Here is a 26384-nt window from a genome sequence, read left to right as displayed (position 1 = left end):
GCCTGCCCGGTGTCAACCCGTGGCCGCCGGGTATCCCCTTTCTCATGAGCGATACCGCCGTGGTCGTGGTCGACATGATGAACACCTACCAGCATCCCGATGCTGAGGAACTAATACCCAATGTCGCCAAGATCATCGACCCGCTGACCGATCTGGTCGGGCGCGCACGCGAATCCGCCGACGTCGACCTGGTGTACGTCAACGACAACTACGGCGACTTCGCCGCCCAGTTCTCCGACATCGTCGGATCAGCGCTCGACGGGGCGCGGCCCGATCTGGTCAAACCGATCGTTCCGGCCGGGGACTGCCGCGTGATGACCAAAGTGCGACACAGCGCCTTCTACGCGACCGCGCTGGCGTATCTGCTCAACCGGCTCGAGACCAAGCGGCTGATCATCACCGGGCAGGTCACCGAGCAGTGCATCCTCTACACCGCGCTCGACGCCTATGTGCGCCACTTCCCCGTCGTGATCGCCACCGACGCCGTCGCCCACATCGACCCCGACCTCGGCGCGGCGGCGCTGAAGATGATGGAGCAGAACATGTCGGCCGAGCTCACCACGGCCGCTGAGTGCCTCGGTTAGCGACATCGCCGCGCGGGTACGCAGCACGTCCTCGGTGGGCCTTCGCGCCCGTACTCTCGAAGAGGTGACCGCCCACTGCGCAGAATCGCCGGAGCTGGTCGCGCTGCTGGCCGGTCGCCGGATCGCGGTGCTGACGGGCGCGGGCCTGTCCACCGACTCCGGCATCCCCGATTACCGCGGACCCGATTCACCGCCCAGCAATCCCATGACGATCCGCCAGTTCACCTCGGACGCCGTCTTCAGGCAGCGCTACTGGGCGCGCAACCACGTCGGTTGGCGGCACATGGACGACACGCTGCCCAACGCCGGCCACCGGGCGCTGGCCGCGCTGGAACACGCCTCGGTGGTGACGGGGCTGATCACGCAAAACGTCGACCTGCTGCACACCAAGGCCGGCAGCCGCAACGTCGTCGATCTGCACGGCACCTACGCCCAAGTGGTCTGCCTGAGCTGCGGGTACACCATGAGCCGCGCCGCTCTGGCCGAACGGCTTGAAGAGCTCAACCCCGGATTCATCGAGCGCGCCGAAGCGGTCGGCGGGCTCGCGGTGGCGCCCGACGCCGACGCCGTCGTCGCCGATACCACGTCGTTCCGGTATCTCGACTGCCCGCGCTGCGGTGGGATCCTCAAGCCGGACATCGTCTACTTCGGCGAAAACGTCGCCAAACATGTTGTCGACCGGGCATATTCACTGGTGTCCGAAGCCGACGCGCTGCTGGTGGCCGGCTCGTCGCTGACGGTGTTCTCCGGCTACCGATTCGTGCGTCACGCCGCCGCGCTGGGCATGCCGATCGCCATCATCAACCGGGGAAGGACCCGCGGGGACGACCTGGCGACCGTCAAGGTCGACGGCGGCTGTTCCGAGCTGCTGGCGCTGCTTGCGGACGAGCTGGCGCTGCCGCTTGTCGAGCATCGAGAAGTGTTGTCTCAGAAGTGATTCCCAGTCAAATGGCATCGACTCGCCTGGGCGTGACGCGTGGCGAGATGGCCGGTGCGCGCAAACGACGTATCTAAGGCCGCTCGGCTGCCGACGTGTTGCCCGCCGCGTGCACGGCTGCATTCCAGCTTGCCAGGAGGCGCAGCGCTTCGTCGGCCTGCGAGCCAGTCGGTGCGGTATAGATGACCAGGACTTGTTCGGGATCGGCGACACTGCCGAATGCATCGTAGCTGAGCGTGATCTCGCCGATGATGTTGTTGCGCAGACGCTTTGTACCGGTCGACCGTTGGAATACGCGACGATCGGACCACCACCGCGCAAAGTCCGTCGAGCCGATGTTGAGTTCGCCGATGAGCTGTTCGAGGTCGGCATCGCCGGGGAACTTCGCCGCGGTGGCCTGCAATGTTTCGACGATCTCGCGCGCAACGTGTTCCCATTCGGGATACACCTCGCGCGCATGGGGGTCCAGGACGGTCCAGCGCGCGATGTTCGGCGGCCGCCCGCTCGAATTCAGGTCGGGATAGAGATTCCTCCACATCGCGTTCGAACCCAACACATTCATCCGGATGTCGCGAACACAGGCCGGCGTGGATTCCAGGGCGTCAAGCGCGATCTGCACGGATGGGCGTACACGGCGACGCTTAGGCAGCGCCGCCTGTCCGATGGCCCGATGACGGGCCACCATGTGCAAATGGCTGCGCTCCAGGGGCTCAAGGCGTAATGCATCCGCGACCGCATCGAGGACCTGACGAGATGCGTTGCGCGCGCGCCCCTGCTCCAGGCGGGTGTAGTAGTCGACACTGACACCGGCCAACCGGGCCACTTCTTCCCGGCGCAGGCCTTGGACCCGTCGGCCTTGAACCTGCCACGGCAAACCGACATCCGGCGGGGTGAGCGCCTCTCTCCTGGCACGCAGGAAATCGTGAAGCTGCCTGTTCGCCTCCATGAGCCCAGTATGTCGCCCGCACGGTCTCATGTCAGTGCAGTGACTGGGCCTACCAGAACCACACAACACGGTGACCGCGGAACGGGAAGGCAGCACGATCTGGGTAGCAATCAAGAGCGAATCGAGAGGAGAGAGCACTCATGAAGACCTGGTTGATCACTGGCGCATCCCGCGGATTGGGCATGCACGTCGCCGGGGAGGCGCTCAGGCGAGGCGATCAGGTGGTCGCCACCGGTCGCAAACCCGAAACGATCGCCGATCAGCTGCCCGAGGATGATCGACTGCTCGTCACCTCGCTGGATGTGACCGACGAGACGAGTATCTCCCGCGCGGTCGCGGCAGCCACCGACAGGTTCGGCCATATCGACGTCCTGCTGAACAACGCCGGCCATGGCATCGTCGGCGCCGTCGAAGAGGTCTGCGACACCGACGCTCGACGTGTATTCGATGTCAATGTCTTCGGGCTGATGGCGGTAACGCGGGCCGTGTTGCCGATCATGCGGGCGCAGCGTGAGGGACGGGTAATTCACCTGAGCTCGGTGGCAGGTCAGACCGGAAGTCCCGGATGGGGTGTCTACGCCGCGACAAAGCACGCTGTCGAAGCCCTCAACGAATCACTGCGTGCCGAGCTTGGCCCGCTGGGGATCTATTCGACTGCAGTCGAGCCGGGTACCTTTCGGACGGACTTCCTCGACTCCAGCAGCCTGCTCACCGCGTCGGCGGTAATCGAGGATTACGAAACAGTCGCCAACACCCGAACCTGGTCGATCCAGACCAACCACGCGCAGGTGGGTGACCCGATCAAAGCCGCGGCGGTCATCGTCGACGTCGCTCACCTGGACGTCCCGCCCGTGCGGCTGGCCCTCGGGTCCGACTGCTTCTCCCGGCTGGAAAAGAAGTTCGATCTGCTCAACACCGACTTGCAGGCTTGGAGGCAGACCACGCTATCGACCGACTACGTCGGGTGACAGCATCGGCGATATGGCGCGTCGTAGCGCCGCCGGCAGACGGCCGCGACGGGAGACCATTGCGGGCCCGACACCTCTGCATCCTCATGTGCTGAGTCCGATGGTGGTGGGGCGTGCTGCCGACAAGCCTTGGGCGACAGGCGTTATCGCCCGTTAGAAGGTGCACGGCATGCTGCGGACGGCGTGAATGAAGTTGCCCGCCACGTATGTCGGGTCACCGGCCTGGATGTCGGGCAGCTGGCGCAACAACTCGCCGAAGATGGCGCGCAGCTGCGCCCGGGCCACGTGGGCGCCCAGGCAGAAGTGCACCCCGCCGCCGCCGAAGCCGACGTGCGGATTGGGGCTGCGGCTCAGGTCGAAGCGCTCCGGGTGGTCGAACGCCTCGGTGTCCCAGTTGCCGGACGGATAGAACATGACGACCTTCTCGCCCGCCCGGATCGTCTGGCCGCCGAGCTCGAAATCCGTTGCCACCGTGCGGCGGAAGCTCATCACCGGACTGGCCCAGCGGACGAACTCCTCGACGGCCGTTCCGATCCGGGTGTCGAAATCCTCCAGCAGCCAGGCACGTTGGTCTGCGAAGTCGGTGAGCGCCTTCATCGCGTGGCTGGTGGTCTGACGGGTGGTGTCGTTGGCGGCCACGGAAAGCAGCACGAAGAAGGCGGCCACCTCCGCGTCGGTCAGCCGGTCGCCGTCGACCTCGGCGTTGACCAGCCCGCTGAACAGGTCGTCGCCGGGACGCTCGCGACGCTCGGCGGCCAGCGTGCCGGCGATCTGGTGCAGATACACCTGGTTTTCGACCAGGACCTCCAGCGCGTTGCGACCGTCGAGGTAGACGGGGTCGGCCCAGGACACCAGCGCGTCGGCGGCGCGCGCCACGCGCTCACGCTCCGACTCCGGGATCCCCACCATGTCCGACAGGGTGCGGATCGGCAGTTGCTTGGCGCAGTGGTCGACGAAGTCGGCCCCACTTCCGGCCGCGCGCAGCTCTTCGACGATGGCCTTGGCGTTCGCCCTGATCGAGTCCTCGATGCGGCGGATCTGCCTGGGGGTGAACGCGGCGCTGACGAGCTTGCGCAGCTTGGTGTGTCGCGGCGGGTCCATCGCCAGGAACGACTGGGACGCTTCGAGCAACTCGACCGGGATGTTCTCGAACATCACGCCCTGGCCGGACAGGAACGCCTCGTTGTTGCGGCTGACCGAGACGATGTCGGCGCGACGCGTGATCGCCCAGTAGCCCGGATCGTCGGGGTCGGACATCAGGGCGTCCTCCACCGGCGGGTGCCAGCTCACCGGCCGCTCGGCCCGCAGCACCGCGAACGAACGTTCCCGATCGGCCGCGGTCGTGGACCAAAACGCACGCGAGGACAGGTCGATCGGGTCGTAGGCCCGGCCGGGCTGCTGGGCGCCGGACGTCTTGGTCGTCAGGGTCATGGGACCCACCTCCAGTGTGTATGACCTCGGTCACAGGACGTCAGCGACACTATTCCTAGACAGAGTGTCTAGTCAAGCTGTCAAAAATGGTTCTATGCTGGGTGAATGCCATCGGTCACCCGGAAGCCGCAGGCCAACCGCGAGCAGGGGCGTCAGCAGCGGCGAGAGCAGATCGAGCGGCGGCTACTCGACGCCACCGAGCGGTTGATGCGCGGGGGCACCAGTTTCACCGAGCTCAGTGTCGACCGGCTGTCGACCGAGGCCGGCATTTCCCGCGCGAGCTTCTACATCTACTTCGAGGACAAGGGCCACCTGCTGCGCCGCCTGGCCAATCAGGTGTTCGCCGACCTCGCCGACAGCGCGGATCGCTGGTGGAGCGTGTCGTCGCGGCACGATCCCGACGACGTCCGCGCCGCGATGGAGGGGATCATCGCCAGCTATCGGCGCCATCAACCGGTGCTGGTCGCGCTCAACGAGATGGCCGGCTACGACCCGCTGGTGACCGCGACCTACCACAACCTGCTGACGGCGATCAGCGGGCGGCTGACCCGGGTCATCGAAGAAGGCCAGGCCGACGGGTCCATCCGCCCCGGCCTGGCGGCGGCCACCACGGCCAGCGCGCTGACGTGGATGGTTGAGCGCGCGTGCCAGCAGAACCTCCCGGGCAATCCGCCCGCCTACGACCCGGAACTGGCCGCCACACTGGCGGAAATCGTCTGGGGAGCCCTCTATCTCAAACCCGCTTCGGCCCGCTGATGCGACGGTCGCCCGGAGGCTTCACTGCCGCTGTGACCAGAACGACATAGTTAGGGTGCTATCTATTAGCGTACTATGCGAATATGGCATCACCTGCCGCGCCCGAGGTCGACCCGCTTTCCCTGGAACAGCAGGTCTGTTTCGCGTTGAGCCTGACCAACCGCGCCGTGTTGGCGGTCTACCGGCCACTCTTGGAGCCGTTGGGGCTGACCCACCCCCAGTATCTGGTGATGCTGACGCTCTGGGACCATCAGAAATCAGCCTCGGGACAACGGAAACCGCTGTCGGTCAAGGAGATCGCGACCACGTTGCAGCTGGATTCCGCCACCCTGTCGCCCATGCTCAAGCGCCTGGAGGGCCTCGGCCTGATCACCCGCGCGCGAAGTGCCGTCGATGAACGCTCCATCGAGGTGAAACTCACCGACAGCGGCACCGCCTTACGCCGGCGTGCGACCAAGATTCCGCCGGCCGTGGTCGCGCGTCTGGGCGTCGATATCGATGAACTTCAGCACCTGCACGAGGTGCTGACCCGCGTCAACGCGGCCGCCTTGGCAGCGGGCGCATTGCAGTCCGGAACCCCCTCCTAGGAGCCGCCATGACCACCACCAGGACCAAACCCAACATTTGGCAACACATCGCCTACTCCTACGGTCGATGCCTGCCCAGCTCGATGCGCGAATGGGTCGCCAACGACCTGGCGGGCAAGGGAGCCGTGCGCCGGCACATGATCCGGTGGGCCATACCACCGCTGTTCGTTCTCGCGCCCTTCTGGCTGCTGCCCGCGTCGTTGTACGTGCATACCGAGATGACGGTGCCGCTCTACATCTGGGCCCTGCTGATCTCGCTGGCGTTGAACAAGGTTTGGCGTCGACACCGGCTGGCGCAGCACGGCCTGGACCCGAACCTGGTCGACGTGATCAAGAACAAGAAGCAGGCGAAGATGCACGAGGACTACGCCCGCCGTTTCGGGCCGCGCCCGGAATCGGCGGCGTGGCAGGACAACAGCAACCCGTTCAGCTAGCCGGCTCAGACCGCCACCAGGTCGTCGGCATGCACCGCGGGCCGGCGCAACTCACCGGGCAGCTCGGAAGTCGACCGCCCGATCATCTTCGCCAGTTCGGTGGCGTCGTAGGCCACCACGCCGCGGGCCACCATGGCCGCGTCCGGGCCGTGCAATTCGACGACGTCTCCGGCATAGAACCGGCCCGACACCCCGGTGATACCGGCGGGCAGCAGCGAGCGCCGCTGGCCCAGCACCGCGCGCACCGCGCCCTCGTCCAGGGACAGCGCGCCGGCCGCCTCGGCGGCATAGCGCACCCAGAACCGCCGCGCCGACATCCGTTGCGGCCGTGCGGCGAACACCGTGCCGACCGAGGCGTCGCTCAGCGCGGTCCCGGCGTCGCCCGCGGCGGCGAGCAGGACCGGCACCCCGGCGTCGGCGGCCAGTAACGCCGAGGACATCTTCGACACCATTCCACCGGTCCCCAGGTCGCTGCCGGGGCCGGCGACCACACCGGCCAGGTCGGCCGCGCCGGATACCTCGGCAATGAACTTGGCGCCCTTCGTCTTTCGCGGATCGGCGTCGTACAGGCCGTCGATGTCGGAGAGCAACACCAGGGCTTCGGCACCGACCAGGTGAGCCACCAGCGCCGACAGGCGGTCGTTGTCGCCGAACCGGATCTCGTTGGTGGCCACCGTGTCGTTCTCATTGACGATCGCCACCGCGTGCAGCGCGCGCAGCCGGTCCAGGGTGCGCTGCGCGTTCGTGTGCTGGGCCCGCATGGAGATGTCGTGCGCGGTCAGCAGCACCTGGCCGACCGTGCGGCCGTACCGCGCGAACGCCGCGCTCCACGCGTTCACCAGCGCGACCTGCCCGACGCTGGCGGCGGCCTGCTTGGTCGCCAGATCCTTGGGACGACGGGCCAAGCCCAGCGGTTCGATGCCGGCGGCGATGGCGCCCGACGAGACGATGACGACATCGGTGCCCGCCTTCATGCGTGACTCGATGGCGTCGGCCAGCCCGGCCAACCGGCCGGCGTCGAATACCCCCGATGGTGTGGTCAGCGCGTTGGTGCCGATCTTGACCACCAGGCTGCGCGCGGTCCGGATGGCCTCCCGGTGGACGGTCACGTCGCGTCCCCGCGTTCGCGGCGCTGACGACGGGCCGCCTTGCGCTCCGCGGCGCCGGTTCGCTCGCTGCGTTCCAGCCGCACGTCGCTCCCGCGGCCGGACATCGCAACGTGTTGTCCCGCAGGCGTTTGCGGCTCCCAGTCGAATGTCATGTCACCGATGGTCACGGCGCAGCCGGGTTGCGCGCCCAGCCGCAGCAGTTCCTCCTCGACGCCCAGCCGGGCCAACCGGTCGGCGAGATAGCCCACGGCTTCGTCGTTGTCGAAGTTGGTCTGCCGAACCCACCGCTGCGGCCGGGCGCCGCTGACCTCGAAGCCGCCCTCGCCGTCCGGCTCAACGGTGAAGCCGCTGTCGTCGACGGGAACCGGGCGGATCACCGGCCGCCGCGGCGCGGCCTGCGGCCGGGCGGCATTGTATTCCGAGATCATCCGCCAGAGCCCGAAGACCAACGGCTGCAATCCTTCCCGTGACACCGTCGACACGAGGAACACCGGCCAGCCGCGCTCGGCGATCTCGTCGCGGACGAATTCGGCGAGCTCACGCGCCTCGGGCACGTCGATCTTGTTCAACACCACCGCGCGTGGCCGCTCGGCCAAATCGCCCAGTGTCGTGTCGCCCTGCAGGGTGGGGGTATAGGCGGCGAGTTCGGCTTCCAGCGCGTCGATGTCGGAGATCGGGTCGCGGCCAGGCTCCGCGGTGGCACAGTCGACGACGTGCACCAGCACGGCGCAGCGCTCGATGTGCCGCAGGAAGTCCAGGCCCAGCCCGCGGCCCTGCGATGCGCCGGGAATGAGGCCCGGCACGTCGGCGACGGTGAACGTCTGCTCGCCGGCCGACACCACTCCGAGATTGGGCACCAGCGTGGTGAACGGGTAGTCCGCGATCTTCGGTTTGGCCGCCGAGATCGCCGATACCAGTGACGATTTACCGGCCGAGGGAAACCCGATGAGACCGGCGTCGGCGACGGTCTTGAGCTCCAGCGTCAGGTCTCGCGCCTCGCCCGGTTCGCCGAGCAGGGCGAAGCCGGGGGCCTTGCGGGCGCGCGACGCCAGCGCCGCATTGCCCAGGCCGCCACGGCCGCCGGCCGCTGCTTCGAAGCGGGTGCCCGCGCCCACCAGGTCGGCCAGCAGCCGGCCGTTTTCGTCCAATACGACGGTGCCGTCGGGGACTTTGACCTCTAAATCCGTGCCGGCCGCCCCGTCCCGGTTGTTGCCCATGCCCTGTTTGCCCGACGGGGCGGTGACGTGCGGGTGAAAGTGAAAGTCCAGCAGGGTGTGCACCTGCGGATCGACGACGAACACGATGCTGCCGCCGCGGCCACCGTTGCCGCCGTCAGGACCACCCAGCGGCTTGAACTTCTCCCGGTGGACCGACGCGCAGCCGTTACCGCCGGAACCCGCGCGCGCGTGAATGACCACCCGATCGACGAATCGCGGCATCGGATACCAGCCCTTCGAAAGTCACGCCAGGGCGCATACACCTCGTGAAGCCGCCGCAGCGTTTCCCCGCGCGGGGGCGCGGCGCCCCCGGCTCGCGAGGCCTAGACCTGGGGCGTGATGCTGACGGTTTTGCGTCCGCGCTTGATGCCGAACTCGACGGCTCCGGCAGCCTTGGCGAACAACGTGTCGTCGCCGCCACGCCCGACGTTCACGCCGGGGTGGAACTTGGTGCCGCGCTGGCGAACGATGATCTCGCCCGCCTTGACGATCTGGCCGCCGAATCGCTTGACGCCCAGCCGCTGAGCGGCGGAGTCGCGGCCGTTACGCGAGCTGGAAGCGCCCTTCTTGTGTGCCATCTCTGTCGCCTCCCGCTACTTGATTCCGGTGACCTTCAGGACCGTCAGCTGCTGACGGTGTCCCTGCCGCTTGTGGTAGCCGGTCTTGTTCCTGAACTTGTGGATACGGATCTTGGGGCCCTTGGTGTGCTCGAGCACCTCGCCCGTCACCGCCACCTTGGCCAGCGCGGCGGCGTCGGTGGTCACCTTCGCGCCGTCCACGACCAGGGTGACGGGCAGCGACACGTTCGCGCCCGGGTCGGAGTCGAGCTTTTCGACCTTGACCACGTCCCCGACGGCGACCTTGTACTGCTTGCCGCCCGTCTTGACGATTGCGTAGGTCGCCATCGTTGCTCCTGCCTTCTTTCCTCTGCTCAGCCGGTTCTTCGGCTCTATCGCGCGCGAGCCACCGGCGGTGCGCTCAGTGGGTCTGGGTTGCGGGTCCACGCCGATTGCCCGGTGGCCCGCTGCCGCCGGCCAAAGTCCACACGGCCTGGCGACAACTGTCCTAGGGTACTTGACCAGCGGCTACAGGGTCAAACTGGGCCCCGTCAGTCCACGTGGATCGGCGGGCCCGCCGGCCGGCCCGCCGCGCGGCGGCGCCGGGGACGCCCGAACCCCGACCCGGCCTCGCCGGACGCCTCGGACCCGTCGTCGGAGTCGTCATCCTCGACGTCCAGGTCGTCGTCGTCGTCCATCTCGAGGTCTTCGTCGTCGTCGCCCAGGTCTTCCTCGTCGTCGAGGTCCTCGTCGTCGTCGTCCTCGAGATCGTCGTCGGACTCGTCGTCGGTGTCCTCGTCGGCGTCGTCGTCGGTGTCCTCGTCGGCGTCGTCGTCGGTGTCCTCGTCGGATTCTTCGAAGTCCTCCTGGTCGGCGCCCTCCAGGTCGGCGGCGTCCCCGGACTTCTGCTCGTCGAACTCGCTGATCGCTTCCTCGGCGGCCTCGTCGGATTCCTCGTCGTCGTCGCGGCCCGCGGTTCCGCCGGCGGCCATCGCCTTGAACATCGGGTGCTCGCCGGGAGCGTGCGCGGGCACTTTGGCCACCACCGGCTCCTCGGCGCGGTTCTTCTTGGAGCGTCTGCCACGGCGACCCCCGGACTCCGCCTTGCGCCCGTTCGAGGGGGCCGAGTCGACGGGGTCGGTGTGCAGCACGATTCCGCGGCCGCCGCAGTGGGTGCACGACGTGGAGAAGGCCTCGATCAGCCCGGTACCCAGCCGCTTGCGGGTCAGCTGGACCAGGCCCAGCGACGTCACCTCGGACACCTGATGGCGGGTGCGGTCGCGGGCCAGCGCCTCGGTCAGCCGCCGCAACACCAGGTCGCGGTTGGATTCGAGGACCATGTCGATGAAGTCGATGACCACGATGCCGCCGATGTCGCGCAGCCGGAGTTGGCGCACGATCTCCTCGGCCGCCTCGAGGTTGTTCTTGGTGACGGTCTGTTCGAGGTTGCCGCCGGACCCGGTGAACTTGCCGGTGTTGACGTCGACCACGGTCATGGCCTCGGTCCGGTCGATCACCAGCGTGCCGCCCGACGGCAGCCAGACCTTGCGCTCCATCGCCTTGGCCAGTTGCTCGTCGATGCGGTGCACCGCGAAGACGTCGGGGCCGGCCTGACCGTCCGGGCCGCTGGGCGGCTCATACTTGTTCAGCTTCGAAACCAGATCGGGCGCAACGGAATTCACGTATTCGGTGATGGTCGTCCACGCTTCGTCACCGGAGACGATCAGGCCCGCGAAGTCCTCGTTGAACAGGTCGCGGATGACCTTGACCAGCACGTCGGGCTCTTCGTAGAGCGCGACCGCCGCACCGGCGGCCTTCTCGCTGATCTCGGTCGCCTTGGCCTCGATCTGCTTCCAGCGCTCCTGCAGCCGGGTGACGTCGTTGCGGATGTCGTCCTCTTTGACGCCCTCGGAGGCCGTGCGGATGATCACCCCGGCATCGGAGGGAACCACCTCGCGCAGGATCTCCTTGAGCCGCTGCCGTTCGGTGTCGGGCAGCTTGCGGCTGATCCCCGTCGACGACGCGCCCGGCACGTAGACCAGGTACCGGCCGGCCAGCGACACCTGGGTGGTCAGCCGGGCGCCCTTGTGCCCGACGGGGTCCTTGCTGACCTGGACCACGACGTAGTCGCCCGGTTTGAGCGCCTGTTCGATCTTGCGGTCGGACCCGCCCAGCCCCGCGGCTTCCCAGTTGACCTCGCCGGCGTAGAGCACGCCGTTGCGGCCGCGGCCGATGTCGACGAACGCCGCCTCCATCGAGGGCAGGACGTTCTGCACGATCCCGAGGTAGATGTTGCCGACCAGCGAGGCGGATGCGGCCGACGTCACGAAGTGCTCGACGACGATGCCGTCCTCGAGCACCGCGATCTGGGTGTACCGCGCCCCCTGGTGCGGCGGCTCGGTGCGGACGCGGTCGCGCACGACCATGATCCGTTCGACGGCCTCGCGGCGCGCCAGGAACTCCGCCTCGGTCAGTACCGGCGGCCGGCGCCGCCCGGCGTCGCGCCCGTCGCGGCGCCGTTGCCGCTTGGCCTCCAGCCTGGTGGAGCCGTCGATGCCCTTGATCTCGGCGTTCGACGAGCCGTTGCCGCCATCGCCGCCGTTCTTGCCGCTGCGGGGCGCGCGCTCGTGGACCACGGTGTTGGGCGGGTCGTCGGGCGACGGGCTCTCATCGCCGTCGTCACCGGAGCCCGACTTGCGCCGCCGGCGCCTACGGCGGCGACGGGTGGCGCCCTCCCCCGAACCGTCGTCACCGGTGTCGGAGTCATCGGAGTCCGAATAGTCGGAGCCCTCTTCGTCGTCGCCGTCCTCGGCGTCGGAGGAGTCGCCGCGGCCCGCCTTCTGGCGCCGCTGCTGCGGCTCGTCGTCGTCGTCGTTCTGGTTGTCCGGTCCGCCCTGCTCACCGCGGCCGCGGCCGCGGCCGCGCCGGCCCCGACGCCGCCGCCGGTTGGCCGGCCGATCGGTCTGCTCGTCGTCTTCGTCGTCGACGTCGGAATCATCGGAGTCGTCGGAGTCGGTGCCGTCGTCGGCATTCCGGTCGTCGTCGTCCGCCTTCAGCGGCTGCGGCGCGACGAAGAGCGGCATGTAGTGCGGCCGCTCGACCGTGGTCTCGAGCATCAGCCGGGATTCGGGTTCGGCGGCGGCTTCGTCGCCCGCGCTGCCGGCGACGACGGCGGCGGGCACATCCTCGGCACCCGGGTCGGGCTGGGCGGCCAGCAGGTCGCGTACCCGCACCGCGTCGTCGCGGTCCACGGTGGAGTGCGCGCTGCGGATGCGGCCGTCGAGCGCGCTCAAGGCGTCCAGCACCCGCTTACTGGTGGTTCCCAGCGTCCGGGCCAGCGAATGGACTCTCAGGCGGTCCGGCAGTTCGTCGTGCCGGGTCGGCTCTTCGGATGACTCTGCGGATGGTGCACCGTCTACCACGTATTCTCCTCAAGCCCCCGGGCGCGTCCTTGCGACGCGGCCACGCGAGGGCTTCGCTATGGGCCCGGGTGACTTTCCCCGAGCTTGTGATGGTCTCGCCCCGAGCGGTTCGCGGAGAACGCACTCGGCGCCGTGCTGAATGACGGCCTGACATGCCGCGCACCAACGCGGGGTGGCGATGATCGCGCTTGTCTAAGTCTTCATTCGGGTGTCCGACGCCGGTCCGGCGACGTTCACCCTCCATCAGTATCCCACATCACTCCGCGAGCCAAGCCGCCCCCGAGCGAACGCGCCGTCAGCGGCGTGGCGCGGCCCGTTTGCTGGGCGCTACGCGCCGGGAAACCAGAGTGCGATTTCACGCTTGGCGGACTCCGTCGAATCGGACCCGTGCACGAGGTTGAACTGGGTCTCCAGCCCGAAATCGCCCCGGATCGTGCCTGGTGTCGCCTTATCCACCGGGTCGGTACCGCCCGCGAGCTGCCGAAACGCCGCAATCGCCCGCGGTCCCTCGACGATCGCCGCCACCACCGGCCCGGACGTGATGAATTCCAGCAGCGATCCGAAGAACGGCTTGCCCTCGTGCTCGGCGTAATGCTGGGCGGCCAGGTCCTCGCTGACGCACCGCAGCTCCAGCGCGGCGATGGTCAGGCCTTTCCGCTCGATGCGGCTGAGGATTTCCCCTATCAGCTGCCGCTCGACGCCGTCCGGCTTGATCAGTACCAGGGTCCGTTCGGTCACGGCCGACAGCGTACAGAACCGGGCGGGAATCGGCCGGGGCAGCGGCGGTCAGGGGCCGCGCTACCCCTGGCGCCGCCGCACCTCGGCCCGGAAGTACGCGATCAGGGCCCACAACCCGGTGAACAGGACACCGATGAACCCGACACCCGGATACACCGCGAAGCCCGCCAGCAGGAGCAGTTGCACGCCCAGGTTCACCCAGATCGCCCACGGTTTGCGCTGCACCCCGCCCAGCAGGATGAGCAGCGCCGCCACGCCGATCAGGTAACCCAGCGTCACCGGCGTCAGCCCACCGCCGACCGCGCTCACCACCGGAATCGCCAGCAGCACCACGATCGCTTCCAGGAGCAGCGTCGCGGCCATCACCGCGCCGAAGCTCTTCCAGGGGTCCGTCCGGTTCTGGTCGGTCATTCCGGATCCCGACCGAACAGGGTGCGTGCCGCCCCGGCAGTGACGACCGAGCCGGTGATGACGATCCCGGTGCCGGAGAAGGCCTCGGCGTCCCCGGCCACGGTCGCGTCGTCGACCAGGGCGGTCGCGACGTCGATCGCATCGCGCAGGTTCTCGGCGGTCGTGACCCGATCGGGCCCGAATCGCTCCCCCGCGGCCAGCGCCAGCGACTCGACGTCCAGGGCCCGCGGCGACCCGTTGTGGGTCACGACGACCGCGTCGAACACCGGCTCGAGTGCGGCGAGGATGCCGTTGACGTCCTTGTCGCCCAGCACGCTGAGCACACCGACCAGGTATCGGAAGTCGAATTCGTCGCGCAGCGCCCGCGCCAGCGCGGCCGCACCGGCCGGATTGTGGGCGGCGTCGATGAACACGGTGGGCGCGCTGCGCATGCGTTCCAGGCGGCCGGGGCTGGTGACGGCGGCGAATCCGGCCCGCACCGCCTCGACGTCGAGTTGCCGCTGCGCGCCGGCGCCGAAGAAGGCTTCCACCGCCGCGAGCGCCACCGCCGCGTTATGGGCCTGGTGTTCCCCGTGCAGCGGCAGATAGACGTCGGAATACACCCCGCCGAGGCCCTGCAGTTGCAGCACCTGACCACCGATCGCGACCTGACGGCCCAACACCGCGAACTCCGAATCCTCGCGGGCCACCGCGGCGTCGGCGCGGACGGCCTGGGCCAGCAGCACCTCCATCGCCTCCGGCGCCTGCCGCGCGATCACGGCGACGGTGTCGGGCGCGCCGTCAGGGGCCTTGGTGATGATGCCGGCCTTTTCGCCGGCGATCGCGGTGATGTCCTCACCGAGGTACTCCACGTGGTCGATGCCGATCGGGGTGATGACCGCCACCGGCGCGTCGACGACGTTGGTCGCGTCCCACCGCCCGCCCATGCCGACCTCGATGACCGCGACGTCGACGGGCGCGTCGGCGAACGCGGCGAACGCCATGGCGGTCAGTACCTCGAACTTGCTCATCGCCGGCCCGCCGCCGGCCTGCGACTGGGCGTCGATCATCTGCACGAAGGGCTCGATCTCCCGATAGGTCGCCACGTACTGGGCCGGGGTGATCGGCCGGCCGTCGACCGCGATGCGCTCGACCGCCGATTGCAGGTGCGGGCTGGTGGTCCGCCCGGTGCGCCGATGCAGGGCGGTGACCAGCGCGTCGACCATGCGCGCCACCGAGGTCTTGCCGTTGGTGCCGGCGATGTGGATCGAGGGATAGGCCCGCTGCGGCGAGCCCAGCAGGTCCATCAAGGCGCTGATCCGGGTCAGGCTCGGCTCGATCTTGGTCTCTGGCCAGCGTTGGTCGAGCAGATGCTCGACCTGAAGCAGCGCGGCGATCTCGTCCGGGGTGGGAGCCAGGCCGGTGGCGCCGTCGCTTTCGCGGCCGTTTTCGGGCCAGTCGGAGGGCTCGGTCATCGAGCACTCATTGCAGCCCGACCAGCCGCGCGGTGATCCGGTCGGTCTCGTCCTGGGCCACGCGCTGACGGTCCCGGATCTTGTCCACGACGTTCTGCGGGGCCTTGGACAGGAAGTCCTCGTTGGCCAGTTTCGCGGTGGTCGACGCCAGTTCCTTTTGCGCCGCGGCGAGGTCTTTCTCCAGGCGGCGGCGTTCGGCGGCGACGTCGATGGTGCCCGAGGTGTCGATCTCGACGACGACGGTGTGGTTCATGTGGGGGCCCAGTCGCACTTCCAACGACACCGACGACTGGAAGTCGTCGCCCGGCGCGGTGAGCCAGGCCAGCGACGTCACGGCGGACACCTGAGCGCCCAGATCCGCCGCATTCACGCCGCCGAGCCGGGCCGGCACCTTCTGCCGGTCGGCCAGGCCCTGGTCGCTGCGGAACCGGCGGACCTCGGTTACCAGCCGCTGCATATCGCTGATCCGTTGCGCGGCAACGTGATCCAGCTCTATACCGGAAGGCTCCGGCCAGGCTGCGATCACCAGCGACTCCTGGCCGGTCAGGGCCTGCCACAACGCCTCGGTGAGGAACGGGATGACGGGGTGCAGCAACCGCAGCAGGGTGTCCAGCACCGCGGCGAGGACCGCGGTGGTGTGGGCATTGCCCTCGGCCAGCTGCGTCTTGGCCAATTCGACGTACCAGTCGCAGAATTCGTCCCACGCGAAGTGGTAGAGCGCCTCGCAGGCGCGGCTGAACTCGTAGTCGTCGAGGGCCGAATCGACTTCGGCGCGAACCTCTTCCAGCCGTCCCAGGATCCACCGGTCGGCGTCGGTGAGTTCGTCCTGCGCCGGCAGCGGCGCGACGCGGGCGCCGTTCAGCAACGCGTACCGGGTCGCGTTGAACAGCTTCGTACAGAAATTGCGGGATGCCCGCACGGCGTCCTCGCCGACGGCCAGGTCACCTCCGGGGTTGGCGCCGCGGGCCAGCGTGAACCGCAGGGCGTCAGCCCCGAAGCTGTCCATCCAGTCCAGCGGGTCGACGACATTGCCCCTGGACTTGCTCATCTTGCGGCCGAACTCGTCGCGGATCAGGCCGTGCAGGAACACGTCGGTGAACGGCACCTGCGGTCCACGGCGGCCGTCGAGGGTGATGGCCTGGTCGCCGCCGACGAACGTGCCGAACATCATCATGCGGGCCACCCAGAAGAACAAGATGTCGTATCCGGTGACCAAAACGCTTGTTGGATAGAACTTTTCCAGCTCCGGGGTCTTGTCCGGCCAGCCCAGCGTGGAGAACGGCCAAAGGGCCGAGGAGAACCAGGTGTCCAGCACGTCGGGGTCCTGCTCCCAGCCCTCCGGCGGCGTCTCGTCCGGGCCGACGCACACCTGCTCGCCGCCCGGCCCGTACCAGATCGGGATCCGGTGGCCCCACCACAGCTGCCGCGAGATGCACCAGTCGCGCATGTCGTCGACCCAGCCGAACCACCGCGGCTCCATGCTGGCCGGATGAATCACGGTGTCCCCGTTGCGAACCGCGTCGCCCGCAGCCTTGGCGAGCGACTCGACCTTCACCCACCACTGCAGCGACAGGCGGGGCTCGATGACCTCGCCGCTTCGCTCCGAATGCCCGACGCTGTGCAGATAGGGCCGCTTCTCCTCCACGATGCGGCCCTGAGCCGCCAGCGCTTCGCGCACCGCCACGCGGGCCTCGAACCGGTCCATGCCGTCGAATTCGGTTCCCGTGCCGGCGATAACGGCCCTGGCGTCCATGATGCTGGGCATCGGCAGGTTATGCCGCAGCCCGATCTCGAAGTCGTTGGGATCATGCGCGGGCGTGACTTTGACCGCTCCGGTGCCGAACTCGGGATCGACGTGCTCGTCGGCGACGACCACGACCTCGCGATCGAGGAACGGGTGCGGCAGCGTCGTCCCGACCAGACGCGTGTAGCGCGTGTCGTCCGGATGCACGGCGATGGCGGTGTCGCCCAGCATCGTCTCGACCCGGGTGGTCGCCACCACGATGTGCGGCTCGTCGTCGTTGAGCGAGCCGTACCGGAAGGAGACCAGCTCGCCCTCGACCTCGTCGTAGACGACCTCGATGTCGGAGATGGCCGTCTGCAGCACCGGGGACCAGTTGACCAGCCGCTCGGCCTGATAAATCAGCCCCGCGTCGTAGAGCCGCTTGAAGATCGTGCGGACCGCCCGCGACAGGCCCTCGTCCATGGTGAACCGGTCGCGGCTCCACGCGACCCCGTCGCCGAGCCGGCGCATCTGACCGCCGATGGCACCGCCGGACTGCCGCTTCCAGTCCCAGACCTTTTCGACGAACAGCTCACGGCCGAAGTCCTCTTTGGTCTTGCCGTCCACAGCGAGCTGCTTTTCCACCACGCTCTGGGTCGCGATACCCGCGTGGTCCATGCCCGGCTGCCACAACACCTCATATCCCTGCATCCGTTTGCGACGGGTCAGGGCGTCCATCATGGTGTGTTCCAGCGCGTGGCCCATGTGCAGGCTGCCGGTCACGTTCGGCGGCGGCAACACGATCGAGTACCCGGGCTTGGCGCTCGTCGGGTCCGCCTCGAAGTAGCCCGCGTCGAGCCATTTCTGGTAGATCGCGCTTTCGGCGGCACCCGGATCCCACGACTTGGGCAGGTCGGTGGCGGGGCTGCGGCTGGCGGTCACCCGTCAATTCTAGGGAGCGCCGTTTGCTCCGATGTAGGTGCCCAAATCGCAGGTGAGCGGGGTCACTTCCCCAGCCGGTCGACCTGCAGCGTCACACCCGCGGCGGGGAACCTGTCCAGCAGGGCATCGCCCATCGCCGCCGCCGGGGTCAGCACGCCGTGCAGGTCGGGCAGCTTGTCGCGGTCGAACGCGAGCGCGAGGCCGCACTCCCCCAGCAGCACCGAGGTCGCCTTGTAGCCGGGGTCGCCGCGCTGCTCCATGCGCGCGACATAACGCGCGCCGGTGGTTGTGGTGGTGTAGGTCTCGAGCTTGTAGAAACCGCGCTCGCGCGCCGCCGGGCCGGGGCCGGTCCCGGGCTTGGGCACGATGCGCTCCACCAGCCGGCGCGGCAGCAGCCGGAAGTAGCGGCTGCCCAATCCGAAAGTGGCGTTGGCGACCCCGCCTACCGCCGCGGATGCCAGCGGGGCCAGCGGGGACGACCCCAGGCTCATGCTTTCGGTGTAGCGGAAGTGGCGGCCGTAGGCCCAGTCCAGTAACGCGTTGCTGCGCCGCACGATGCGGGTGTTGTAGGGCGCCATCACGAATCCCGATGTCCACACGCCGGTCAGCTCCGGTGCGATCTGACGACCGCGGCGCCACGGCAGGTCGGGCTGGGGGCCGATCTCCGGTTCCGCGCTGCGGTCGGTGGTCAACGTGTACGGGTCCGCGAGTTGGCGGCGGGCGTCGGGATCGCGGGATGCGGTGTCGAGCACTTCCAGCATCGACGCCACGGTTCCGCCGGACACCCCACCCGAGAAGGACCGGACCACCAGGTCGGTGTCGCCGAGTTCGCCGGTGCCGTCGTCCCGCGCCGCGCGGTAGAGCGCGTACACGCTGAGGTCCGAGGGAACGGAGTCGAATCCGCAGGCGTGCACGATGCGCGCGCCGGTGTCGGCGGCCTGCTTGTGGTACAGGTCGATGCTCTCGCGGACGAACATCGCCTCGCCGGTCAGGTCGGCGTAATCGGTGCCCGCCGCCGCGCACGCGGCCACCAGTGGCAGCCCGTAGCGGGTGTACGGCCCGACCGTGGTGATGACGACCTGGGTGCGGGCGGCCATCTCGTTCAGCGTCGACGGCGACGAGGCGTCGGCGGCGACCAGCGGCCAGGATTGCGCGGCCTGGCCAAGGGTCTCGCGGACGGCCTGTAAGCGCTCGGTCGATCTGCCGGCCAGTGCCACCCGGGTATCCGGCCCCGTCCGGGCCAGGTATTCGGCGGTCAACTTCCCGACGAAGCCGGTCGCCCCGTACAACACGATGTCGAATTCGCGCGGCGTTGCGGTCACGGGCCCGACGCTACCCGCAGATAAGTAGTGCCGGACCAATGGCCCGGCACTACTTACTACTGCGTACTACTGCGTTGTGGGTCGTCAGCCGCGACGCCCGCAGACCGGCCACGCGCCGATGCCCTGCGAGTGCAGCACGTTCTCGGCCACCCGGATCTGCTCCTCGCGGCTCGCGCCGGCGGGAGAGCCCGACCCGCCGTTGGCGCGCCAGGTGCTCGGGGTGAACTGCAGGCCCCCGGAGAACCCGTTACCGGTGCTGATCGACCAGTTGCCACCCGACTCGCACTGCGCGATGGCGTCCCAGTTCACGCTGTAGGCGCGGACAGGCGGGGGCGGCGGGGCCTCCGGGCCCGGGGGCGGCGGCACGTTGGGGTCGAAGCCCGCGGGTGCCGGCGGCGGTGCGTCCGGCGCCGGCGGCGGCGGGGGGGCATCCGGAGCCGGCGGGGCGTCCGGAGCCGGGGGCGGGGGTGCGTCCGGCGCCGGGGGCGGCGGGGGCGCGTCCGGCGCCCCGGCGGGCGCCATGTTGGGGTCGAAACCCATCGGCTCCGCAGTCGCGGTGGCCGACGGGATGGTCACGAGGGTGCCTGTGACCGCGGCGAGAACGAGCGTCTTACGGACGTTCTTCAATATTTTTCCTTTCGCGGTGCGCGCGCGCCAAAGCAAGCCCACGGGGGTGGGCTGACGGTCTTTGGTTGATGCGGAAAACCTGCTTCGGAACGTGCCGACTTGTTCCGGCACGACAGCGGTGGGCTCGAAACGCCCGGCGGGGTGCTACCCACCGGCCGCGGACTGGGCTTCGCCGTCCGCAGCCCCGCTCACACGCGGGTCCGTGATTCTGTTTTCAGTTACTCTTCCGTAACCCGTTGTGGGCTAACAGGGACCGTACGAGACCCAGCCGCATTCGTCATCTTCGGAAAACGGACATCTCGTTTCGGTAACGGGGTGATCACGGCGCAATCGCGTCGTCATTTTGGCAGGTCAGCACGGCAATTCCGCGAAGTACCCAACATTCGCAATCGCTGTCAAATCGTGACCCGAATCACGCGCATTTTGTGAACTGGCACACGCATTTGCGCTAGTGCGTTGAGATCGGTTTCGCTGTACCGGACCGGGCTCCGCGCGCGAAGCGGCGTAGCTTACAACAAGTTACGCGATACCGCCGATCCGCCACGCCCGACGATGCGGACGAATTACGTTGCGCTGCTGGCTAACTTGCGTCGGTCGAATAGCGAACGCGCAGGAGATCCACGATCGCCCGCGGATCGACGGCAGGAACACCGAAAGTCCTTTCTGGACAACGATTTCAGAGATATGCGGCCGTACGCTAACTGAGCAGGGATCGACCGGAACGTCGTCACCGCATGGCCACCGAGCCTTGCGCCATTCGGCCGTGCAATTTGCTCGCCGGCCGCGGCGTGCGGCCGGCGGCGAGCCGCCCCGGGCGCCACTGTCGCCGACACAGGCGCCGTCATTCCGTCCGAAATGTGCTATGCGCCAACAGATCACGATCGAGCGTCGAATTCGACTAGTACACCAAACAGTTAGTGCGCCCGGCCATTCTTGGAGCGAAAGGAAAACTCGCCGTATGTCGAATGGCTCGGCCAATTTTCGTGTGCCCGAAGGCGGCTGCCGGCGATCCAGAAAAACTATCCGGGCGGATCGGGTCAGCTGCGCGGCTGCGCGAGGGCGCGCAACTCGGCGTCGGTGTTGACGTTGGTCAGCGACCGTGAATCCGACGTCAGGACGCGCTGGGCGTCCGACGCGTCCACCAGGGCGCGCATGCTGCGCTCGCCGGCCGCCACCAAGGCGTCGACACGGCCGGCCAGGTCGGTCCGGTACACCGCGGCGAGGTAGTGGTCCTGGCCGTCCCACGGCAGCACCACTTCCGCGCCGGTCTCCAGCGCCCGGCGGGTGAGATCGTCGATGAGATCGATTGCCAGGAAAGGCATGTCGACGGCGCAGACGAAGGCGAGCCGGGCACCGGCGTCGGCGGCCGCGCGCAGCGCCCGCCCGGTCGCCGGCAACGGCCCCAACCCGCGCAGTTCGTCGCGCATGACCCGGGCCCGCAGTTCCGGCAACGGCTGGCCCTGGGCGGCCATCACCAGGACCGGGTCGCAACGCTGCCCGAGGATGCCGACCACGTGCTCGACCATCGTGGTCGCCTGGGAGCCCGCGGATGCGGGGACCGGGAGGCTGGCCTTATCGCGGCCCATGCGTTGTGATGCGCCGCCGGCGAGCACCACCCCGGCCAGTGCAGCTGTCTCGGGCACGGTCTCGCCCACCTCAGTCGACGGTCCAGGTGTCGCGCCCGCGCAGCAGCGACTGCAGGGCGGCATCGTCGAACGGCTTCGAGGCCCGCGCGGTCTGCACCTGGGAGCGCGCCGCGTCGTCGTAGGTGGGCCGGCTGACGTTCCGGAAGATGCCGAGCACCGTGTGATCGAGGTTTTGATCGGACAGCCGCGACAGCGCGAAGGCGTAGGCCGAGTCGTCGGTGTGCGCGTCGTGCACCATGATCTCGTCGACGGCCACGTCGGCGGTCTTAGCGAATTCCAGGCCGAACCCGGACTTCACCACGCAGTACTCCCCGTCGGCGCCGAAGGTGATCGGCTCGCCGTGGCGGATGTTGATCACCCGCTCCTCGGCGCCCTCCTTGCGCAGCACGTCGAATGAGCCGTCGTTGAAAATCGGGCAGTCCTGCAGGATTTCGACCACCGCGGCGCCGCGGTGCTCGGCGGCCGCACGCAGCACCTCGGTCAGTCCGTTGCGGTCGGAATCCAGGGCGCGGCCGACGAACGTCGCCTCGGCGCCCAGGGCCAGCGACACCGGGTTGAACGGGTGGTCCAGCGAGCCCATGGGTGTCGACTTGGTGACCTTGCCGACCTCCGACGTGGGCGAGTACTGGCCCTTGGTCAGCCCGTAGATCCGGTTGTTGAACAACAGGATCGTGATGTTGACGTTGCGGCGCAGCGCGTGAATCAGGTGATTGCCACCGATCGAGAGCGCGTCCCCGTCGCCGGTGACCACCCACACGGACAGGTCCTCGCGGGCCAGCGCCAACCCGGTCGCGATCGCCGGTGCGCGGCCGTGGATGGAGTGGAACCCGTAGGTCTCCAGGTAGTAGGGGAAGCGGCTGGAGCAACCGATGCCGCTGACGAACACGATGTTCTCGCGGCGCAGTCCCAGCTCAGGCAGGAAGTTACGGATGGTGTTGAGGATGACGTAGTCCCCGCAGCCGGGGCACCAGCGGACCTCTTGGTCACTGGTGAAGTCCTTGCCCTTCTGCGGCTGATCCGTGGTGGGGACGCCGTCGTTCTTCCGTAACCTCGGGGTCAGCCCCAGGTCGTTCCCCGCCAGATTTCCCATCAGGTCGGTCATTCGCTAGCTCCCGCTCCCACCGTCGCTGCCGCCATTCTGGCGACCATCGTCTTGTCCTGCTCGATCTCGGCCAGCGTGCCGCCCAGCGCGGCGCGGATAACGCGCCCGATCTCGTCGGCCAGGAAGGCGACGCCCTGGACCTTGGTGACCGACTGCACGTCGACCAGGTACTTGCCGCGCAGCAGCAGCGCCAGCTGGCCCAGGTTCATCTCGGGGCACACCACCATCGGGTAGCGCCGCAGCACGTCGCCCAGGTTCGCCGGGAACGGGCTCAGGTGGCGCAGGTGCGCATGCGCGACCTTGACGCCCTTGCGCCGCGCGCGCCGGCAGGCTTCGCCGATCGGGCCGTACGAGCTGCCCCAGCCGATGAGCAGTAGCTCGGCGTCCCCGGTCGGGTCGTCGACTTCCACATCGGGAACCGAGATGCCGTCGATCTTGGCCTGACGCAACCGGACCATGAGGTCGTGGTTGACCGGTTCGTAGGAGATAGCGCCCGAACCGTTCGCCGCCTCCAGCCCGCCGATGCGGTGCTCGAGGCCGGGGGTGCCGGGGATGGCGAACTGCCGGGCCAGCGTCTCCGGGTCGCGGTTGTACGGCTGGAAGGGCTCGTCGGGCTTGGCGAAGGTGTGCTTGATCGGCTGCAGCGTGCTGACATCCGGAATGCGCCACGGCTCAGAGCCGTTGGCGATCGCGCCGTCGGACAGCACGATCACCGGCGTGTGATAGGACACCGCGATGCGCACCGCCTCGATCGCGACGGCGAAGCAGTCGGACGGCGAGCGCGGCGCCAACACGGCGACCGGCGACTCCCCGTTGCGGCCGTACAGCGCCTGCAGCAGGTCGGCCTGCTCGGTCTTGGTCGGCAGGCCGGTCGACGGCCCGCCCCGCTGTACGTCGATGACCAGCAGCGGCAACTCGGTCATCACCGCCAGACCCAACGCTTCGGACTTCAGCGAGATCCCCGGGCCCGAAGTGCTCGTGACACCGAGCGCACCGCCGTAGGAGGCGCCGATGGCCGCGCAGATGCCGCCGATCTCGTCTTCGGCCTGGAAGGTGATCACGTTGAAGTTCTTGTGCTTGGACAGCTCGTGCAGGATGTCCGACGCCGGCGTGATCGGGTAGCTGCCGAGCACCACCTGAAGGTCGCTCAGCTGCCCGGCCGCGACGATGCCGTAGGCCATCGCGGTGTTGCCGGAGATCTGCCGGTATTCGCCGGATGGCAGCGTCGCCCGCGAGACCTCGTAGGTGGTGCCGAACGCCTCGGTCGTCTCGCCGTAGTTCCAGCCCGCCTTGAGGGCCAAGACGTTGGCCTCGGCGATGTCGGGCTTGCGGGCGAACTTCTCCCGGATGAACTTCTCGCTGGTTTCGATCGGGCGGCCGTACATCCACGACAGCAGGCCCAGCGCGAACATGTTCTTGGCGCGCTGGCCGTCCTTCTTCGAGGCGCCGATCGCCTCGACGGCGCCCAGCGTCAGCGTGGTCATCGCGACGGAATGCACGACGTACTCGGACAACTCGTCGGACTCGAGCGGGTTCGTCACGTAACCCACCTTGGTCAGGTTGCGCTTGGTGAACTCGTCGGAGTTCGCGATCACCATGCCGCCCCGCGGCAGGTCGCCCAGGTTGGCCTTGAGCGCCGCCGGGTTCATGGCCACGAGCACGTCGGGGCGGTCACCGGCCGTCAGGATGTCGTAGTCGGCGATCTGGATCTGGAAGGAGGAGACCCCGGGCAGGGTTCCTGCGGGCGCCCGGATCTCGGCGGGATAGTTCGGCTGGGTCGCGAGGTCGTTACCGAAAAGCGCCGCCTCCGAGGTGAACCGGTCGCCCGTCAGCTGCATCCCGTCGCCGGAGTCCCCGGCGAAGCGAATGACAACCTGCTCCAGGCGCCGGCGGTCCGACCCGCCACCGGAAGGGGAACCATTCGAGCCGTTGTGAGAATCAGACCCGGCCCCGCTGCCGTTCGGATCCACGTATCCGCCTTCCATTCGTTATCCGGATAGGCACTTCGCTGGAGTTTTAGGTTACGCGCCGTTGAAGCGACTCCCGCGCCCTCGAGCTTGTGTGTCACTGCTAGTACCAATTATGGCACTCGATTTAGGGGAGAACGATCGTCTCTAAACCGTTGCATACAGCGGTTTTACACCTAAAGCCAATGTCAGCGCGCGGAGGGTGGTGCGGTCCGTTGAAAACTGTGGTATTGGTCACTTTTCCCCGATGCGGCCGATTCCTTCGGCGCCGTCTCCGGCATCGCGACCAGGTAGAGCAAAAAGCCCGCGCCGGCGAGCGCCCCCAGGAAGGCGAAGGCGGCGTCGTAGCCGGCGGCCACCACGATCCAGCCGGCCACGAGATTGGACACCGAGGCGCCTATCCCCGTCGCGGCCGTGACGGCGCCCAGGCTCACGTTGAACCGGCCGGTGCCGTGCGTGACGTCCTGGACGACGAGGGGGAACAGTGCACCGAATACGCCGGCCCCGACGCCGTCCAGCAGCTGCACGCCGACCAGCCAATACGGGTTGCCGGACAGGGTGTAGAGAAATCCGCGTGCGGCAAGGACCGCGAAGCCGAGCAGGAAGATGGGCTTTCGCCCCCAGGAATCGGCCTTGGCTCCGGCCAGGTACGCGACCGGCACCATGACCACTTGCGCGGCCACGATGCAACCGGCCATCAGCGCGGTCCCGACGTCCTTGTTGTGCAGCGCCAGCAACTGACCGACCAGCGGCAGCATGGCCGCGTTGGCGAAGTGGAAGGCGATGACCGTCGCGGCGAAGATCATCAGCCTGCGATTGCGCAGCAGCACCCCCATCCGGGAGGGCGTCTCGTGCGGCCCACCCGGCACGTGGTCCATGCCCCGCGCCACGTCATGATCGATCGCCTCGCCCGGAATCCGCAGCGTCGCAAGCACACTCGCGGCCGCCATGACGGCCAGCACCCAGAACACCACCACCGGGCCGAAGAAGTACGCCAAGCCACCGGTGATGGCCGCGGCCGACGCGTTGCCCGCGTGGTTGAACGACTCGTTGCGTCCGATCCGGCGGGCGAAGAAACGCGGACCCACGACGCCCAAGGTGATCGCGGCCAACGCGGGGGCGAACACCGAGCCGGCGATGCCGGTCACGGCCTGCAGAACCGAGATCGAGTACAGGCCCGGAAACACCGGCATGGCCAGGGAACCGGCGGTGATGGTCAGCGCACCGCCGGCGATCAACGCGCGCTTGGCCGTGCTGCGGTCCACCAGCGCGCCGGCGGGGGCCTGCGCGACGATCGCGCCGATCCCCCCGACCGCCATGACGAACCCGATCGACGCCTGATCCCAGCGGTGGACCAGCAGCAGGTAGATCGACAGATAGGGGCCCAGCCCGTCACGGACGTCGGCCAACAGAAAGTTCAGCAGGTCCAGCGCGCGCGTCAGCCGGCGCGGCACGGGGCTGGGGGCTTCAGCGGCGGCCGGCATGGGCATCTAGTACCCAAAAG

The 26384-nt window shown here is 68.3% G+C and carries 23 protein-coding genes; 6 read left to right on the top strand and 17 right to left on the bottom strand.

What is annotated here, in order from left to right; all coding sequences use genetic code 11:
* Nucleotides 1–44: 44 nt before the first annotated feature.
* Both U8D42_RS05290 and U8D42_RS05285 read left to right on the top strand, forming a co-directional pair.
* Nucleotides 45–584: a cysteine hydrolase family protein gene (locus tag U8D42_RS05290; RefSeq protein WP_085240247.1), complete on the top strand. Its 540-nt coding sequence runs from the start codon at nucleotides 45–47 to the stop codon at nucleotides 582–584.
* A 64-nt stretch (nucleotides 585–648) separates the two neighbouring features.
* Nucleotides 649–1521: an NAD-dependent protein deacetylase gene (locus U8D42_RS05285; RefSeq protein ID WP_322858986.1), complete on the top strand. Its 873-nt coding sequence runs from the start codon at nucleotides 649–651 to the stop codon at nucleotides 1519–1521.
* 73 nt (nucleotides 1522–1594) lie between these two features.
* Here U8D42_RS05285 and U8D42_RS05280 read toward each other — a convergent pair whose 3' ends face one another.
* Nucleotides 1595–2467 (bottom strand): helix-turn-helix transcriptional regulator, encoded by an 873-nt coding sequence (locus tag U8D42_RS05280; RefSeq protein ID WP_322858987.1) that lies wholly within the window; start codon nucleotides 2465–2467, stop codon nucleotides 1595–1597.
* 140 nt (nucleotides 2468–2607) lie between these two features.
* Between U8D42_RS05280 and U8D42_RS05275 the strand changes: the two genes are divergently transcribed.
* Nucleotides 2608–3435: an oxidoreductase gene (locus U8D42_RS05275; RefSeq protein ID WP_322858988.1), complete on the top strand. Its 828-nt coding sequence runs from the start codon at nucleotides 2608–2610 to the stop codon at nucleotides 3433–3435.
* A gap of 153 nt (nucleotides 3436–3588) precedes the next feature.
* Here U8D42_RS05275 and U8D42_RS05270 read toward each other — a convergent pair whose 3' ends face one another.
* Nucleotides 3589–4866 carry a cytochrome P450 gene (locus tag U8D42_RS05270; RefSeq protein WP_322858989.1) on the bottom strand — a complete coding sequence of 426 codons (1278 nt, stop codon included), beginning with the start codon at nucleotides 4864–4866 and terminating at the stop codon, nucleotides 3589–3591.
* 105 nt (nucleotides 4867–4971) lie between these two features.
* Here U8D42_RS05270 and U8D42_RS05265 point away from each other — a divergent pair, with 105 nt between their 5' ends.
* From U8D42_RS05265 to U8D42_RS05255, 3 genes are all read left to right on the top strand, one after another.
* A complete protein-coding gene (locus tag U8D42_RS05265) occupies nucleotides 4972–5622 on the top strand; it encodes a TetR/AcrR family transcriptional regulator (protein WP_322858990.1) in 651 nt (216 codons plus the stop codon).
* 83 nt (nucleotides 5623–5705) lie between these two features.
* Complete coding sequence (locus U8D42_RS05260; RefSeq protein ID WP_322858991.1) at nucleotides 5706–6209, top strand: MarR family winged helix-turn-helix transcriptional regulator; 504 nt, start codon at nucleotides 5706–5708, stop codon at nucleotides 6207–6209.
* Between the two features lie 8 nt (nucleotides 6210–6217).
* Nucleotides 6218–6643, top strand: coding sequence for a DUF5313 domain-containing protein (locus U8D42_RS05255; RefSeq protein ID WP_085240242.1), 426 nt, complete (start codon nucleotides 6218–6220; stop codon nucleotides 6641–6643).
* Nucleotides 6644–6648: 5 nt separating this feature from the next.
* Here U8D42_RS05255 and proB read toward each other — a convergent pair whose 3' ends face one another.
* From proB to U8D42_RS05180, 15 genes are all read right to left on the bottom strand, one after another.
* The gene (proB, locus tag U8D42_RS05250) at nucleotides 6649–7752 is read right to left on the bottom strand and encodes a glutamate 5-kinase (protein ID WP_322858992.1); all 1104 of its coding nucleotides are present in this window, start codon (nucleotides 7750–7752) and stop codon (nucleotides 6649–6651) included.
* Nucleotides 7749–9191 carry a GTPase ObgE gene (obgE, locus tag U8D42_RS05245; RefSeq protein WP_322858993.1) on the bottom strand — a complete coding sequence of 481 codons (1443 nt, stop codon included), beginning with the start codon at nucleotides 9189–9191 and terminating at the stop codon, nucleotides 7749–7751. The genes proB and obgE overlap by 4 nt, the downstream gene beginning before the upstream one ends.
* Nucleotides 9192–9292: 101 nt before the next feature.
* Nucleotides 9293–9547, bottom strand: a complete 255-nt coding sequence (gene rpmA / locus U8D42_RS05240) for a 50S ribosomal protein L27 (RefSeq protein WP_085240239.1) — start codon at nucleotides 9545–9547, stop codon at nucleotides 9293–9295.
* A 15-nt stretch (nucleotides 9548–9562) separates the two neighbouring features.
* On the bottom strand, nucleotides 9563–9874 hold the full coding sequence (gene rplU / locus U8D42_RS05235; protein WP_007169506.1) for a 50S ribosomal protein L21: 312 nt from the start codon (nucleotides 9872–9874) through the stop codon (nucleotides 9563–9565).
* A 203-nt stretch (nucleotides 9875–10077) separates the two neighbouring features.
* On the bottom strand, nucleotides 10078–12948 hold the full coding sequence (locus U8D42_RS05230; RefSeq protein WP_322858994.1) for an Rne/Rng family ribonuclease: 2871 nt from the start codon (nucleotides 12946–12948) through the stop codon (nucleotides 10078–10080).
* A 327-nt stretch (nucleotides 12949–13275) separates the two neighbouring features.
* The gene (ndk, locus tag U8D42_RS05225) at nucleotides 13276–13686 is read right to left on the bottom strand and encodes a nucleoside-diphosphate kinase (RefSeq protein ID WP_085240237.1); all 411 of its coding nucleotides are present in this window, start codon (nucleotides 13684–13686) and stop codon (nucleotides 13276–13278) included.
* Between the two features lie 60 nt (nucleotides 13687–13746).
* Nucleotides 13747–14097 carry a DUF4233 domain-containing protein gene (locus tag U8D42_RS05220; protein ID WP_085240236.1) on the bottom strand — a complete coding sequence of 117 codons (351 nt, stop codon included), beginning with the start codon at nucleotides 14095–14097 and terminating at the stop codon, nucleotides 13747–13749.
* Complete coding sequence (folC, locus tag U8D42_RS05215; protein WP_322858995.1) at nucleotides 14094–15551, bottom strand: bifunctional tetrahydrofolate synthase/dihydrofolate synthase; 1458 nt, start codon at nucleotides 15549–15551, stop codon at nucleotides 14094–14096. Before folC ends, U8D42_RS05220 begins: the two co-directional genes overlap by 4 nt.
* 7 nt (nucleotides 15552–15558) lie before the next feature.
* Nucleotides 15559–18216 (bottom strand): valine--tRNA ligase, encoded by a 2658-nt coding sequence (locus U8D42_RS05210; RefSeq protein WP_085240234.1) that lies wholly within the window; start codon nucleotides 18214–18216, stop codon nucleotides 15559–15561.
* Nucleotides 18217–18278: 62 nt separating this feature from the next.
* Nucleotides 18279–19538 (bottom strand): saccharopine dehydrogenase family protein, encoded by a 1260-nt coding sequence (locus tag U8D42_RS05205; RefSeq protein WP_322858996.1) that lies wholly within the window; start codon nucleotides 19536–19538, stop codon nucleotides 18279–18281.
* 84 nt (nucleotides 19539–19622) lie between these two features.
* Entirely contained in the window at nucleotides 19623–20165 is a 543-nt protein-coding gene (locus tag U8D42_RS05200) for a transglycosylase family protein (protein ID WP_322858997.1), read from the bottom strand.
* A 1037-nt stretch (nucleotides 20166–21202) separates the two neighbouring features.
* A complete protein-coding gene (gene mobA / locus U8D42_RS05195) occupies nucleotides 21203–21820 on the bottom strand; it encodes a molybdenum cofactor guanylyltransferase (protein WP_322858998.1) in 618 nt (205 codons plus the stop codon).
* Nucleotide 21821: 1 nt separating this feature from the next.
* Nucleotides 21822–22913, bottom strand: coding sequence for a 2-oxoacid:ferredoxin oxidoreductase subunit beta (locus U8D42_RS05190; RefSeq protein WP_322858999.1), 1092 nt, complete (start codon nucleotides 22911–22913; stop codon nucleotides 21822–21824).
* Nucleotides 22910–24883: a 2-oxoacid:acceptor oxidoreductase subunit alpha gene (locus U8D42_RS05185; protein ID WP_090421583.1), complete on the bottom strand. Its 1974-nt coding sequence runs from the start codon at nucleotides 24881–24883 to the stop codon at nucleotides 22910–22912. Before U8D42_RS05185 ends, U8D42_RS05190 begins: the two co-directional genes overlap by 4 nt.
* Nucleotides 24884–25068: 185 nt before the next feature.
* Nucleotides 25069–26364 carry an MFS transporter gene (locus U8D42_RS05180; RefSeq protein ID WP_322859000.1) on the bottom strand — a complete coding sequence of 432 codons (1296 nt, stop codon included), beginning with the start codon at nucleotides 26362–26364 and terminating at the stop codon, nucleotides 25069–25071.
* Nucleotides 26365–26384 lie beyond the last annotated feature (20 nt).

Origin of the sequence: Mycobacterium europaeum (genome assembly GCF_034555895.2) — a bacterium.
Taxonomy (GTDB): Bacteria; Actinomycetota; Actinomycetes; order Mycobacteriales; family Mycobacteriaceae; genus Mycobacterium; species Mycobacterium europaeum.
Note: the sequence above shows the minus strand (reverse complement) of the source record. Positions and strands in the feature narration are given on the sequence as shown.